This is a genomic window from Alicyclobacillus sendaiensis NBRC 100866 (assembly GCF_001552675.1).
GTDB lineage: Bacteria > Bacillota > Bacilli > Alicyclobacillales > Alicyclobacillaceae > Alicyclobacillus > Alicyclobacillus sendaiensis.
In genome coordinates, this window is sequence record NZ_BCRQ01000131.1 from 1 (window position 1) to 1400 (window position 1400).

The 1400-nt window shown below is 67.6% G+C and carries 1 protein-coding gene; it reads right to left on the reverse strand.

Annotated features, from left to right (window positions below; genetic code table 11):
• Positions 1–1239, reverse strand: a complete 1239-nt coding sequence (locus AS26_RS13555; RefSeq protein WP_062310662.1) for a cation:proton antiporter — start codon at positions 1237–1239, stop codon at positions 1–3.
• Positions 1240–1400: the final 161 nt, after the last annotated feature.

Below are 1400 nucleotides of genomic sequence, written 5' to 3' on the forward strand. Positions count from 1 at the left end.
TCAGCGCTCCAGCAGGCCGAGCCATCGGGCCACGAGCGGCGTGGTGCTCGCTTGCAACAGTAGCGTGGCGATCACGGCCGTCGCCGCCACCTGCGTGAACACGCTGGCCCCAGACGCGCCGGTGCTCTGCACCAGTCCGGCGAGCGCAATGGCGATGGTCCCCGTTTCGCGGACCCAGAAGAAGAAGACTATCTCCCGCCAAGTCCACTTGGCCCGCCGATCCGGCAGAAGGCTCGCGAGCACGGTGAGGGGCCTCGCCACCAGCATGAAGACAGCCACCACGGCGAGGGTGCGCCCGAGATGATGGGCCATGAGCGGGATGCTCACCTGGCTTCCGAGCGAGATGAAGATGAGCATCCGAAACTGCAGCGACATCGCGTCGACGAACCCTTCGAGCTGATGGCGATCCGGCTCTTCGACCTTCGGCCACCGCTTGGGCGCATGCACGAGCACCATGCCCGCAACAAAGCTCGCCATGAAGCCGCTCGCGCCGAGTTCCGCGGCGGTGGCATAGCTGCCGAGCGCCGCGAGGACGAGGTACAGCGACCGGCCCCCTGGCGTCGGCGGCGCATGTCTGCGCACGAGCCACGCGGCGAGGAGGCCGAACGCGAGCCCGATGACCGCACCTCCCAGGGCGAGCCGCGCGATTTGCTCGACGAGATCGACCGCGCCCGCGTGCACACCGGTGCCAGGGGCCATGACCCGCTCCAGCACCAGCGCCGTCAGCATGGCGCCGGTGGCGTCCGTGAACGCAGATTCGGCGATCACGGCCTGCGCCACGCGCGCGCGGATGGACAGGCGTTGGAAGACGGGCACGAGCGAGGCAGGATCGGTCGAGGCGAGCAGCGAACCCAACAGGAGCGCGGACAGCATGGGAAGCGCCAGGGCGACGTGCGCGGCGACGCCGACGACGGCGGCCGTGATGGCCAGGCCGACCGTGGCGAGCAGGAGCACGGACAGCCACATGCGGCGCAGAACCTGAAACCGCATTTCGAGCCCGCCCTGAAATACAATCCACGCGGCGCCGAGCGAGAGCACGGCGTCGTGAAACGCCCCGCCTTGGGGAATGGAGAGCACGCCGAGCACCGAGGGCCCGAGCAGAAAGCCTGCCACGACGTACAGCACGATGTCCGGCAGGCGCAAGCGCTCAGCCACCTTCGAGGCGAGCGCGCCAGACGCGAGCATGACGAAGAGCGCGAAGAGATACGATTCCGCAACGTGCAGGGCGTTCGACGCCATTGAGCACCTCCAAAACGCGAAAAGGAGCCTGCCGGTTGACAGACTCCACCTAGGTCACACCGATTCGATTGTCGCCGGCGCAACGTCCGCCGGAACGTGCATCTCCTTTATAACGGAACGCGCGCGGAACGTCAAGCGCGGGAAGGAGAATTGTCCGTGTC